Genomic DNA, 357 nt, shown 5'->3' on the forward strand with positions numbered 1-357 from the left:
GGGCACGGCACGGGCCACGACTCGGCGTCGACGGACCCCGCCGATTTCGACGCAGTCCTCGCTGTGGCGCGCGACGCCGGGCTGGGCGGCCGGGTGGAGCTGACACCGCCCGAGGACGCGGTGAGCGCCTGGACCGTGGCTCAGGACGATAACCGCTGGCCGGTGCAGTACGACCAGGTGGCCGTCGACCCCGCCAAGGGCGAGGTCACCGCCGAGAGCCGGTGGTCCGACTATCCCGCCCTGGCCAAGCTCAGCAAGCTCGGCGTCCAAGGCCACATGGGCCTGCTCTTCGGTCTCGCCAACCAGATCCTGCTGGCGCTGATCGCGCTCGGTCTGATCTTCGTCATCGTGTGGGGT

Annotated in this window: 1 protein-coding gene; it reads left to right on the top strand. The window is 70.6% G+C overall.

All coding sequences use genetic code 11. The annotated features are described in order from the left end of the window. Nucleotides 1-63: 63 nt before the first annotated feature. On the top strand, nucleotides 64-357 hold a 294-nt coding region (locus tag AC1DUE_RS20945; protein WP_477041313.1), incomplete at its 3' end, for a PepSY domain-containing protein.

This window comes from Cellulomonas sp. P4_A2, assembly GCF_056402515.1.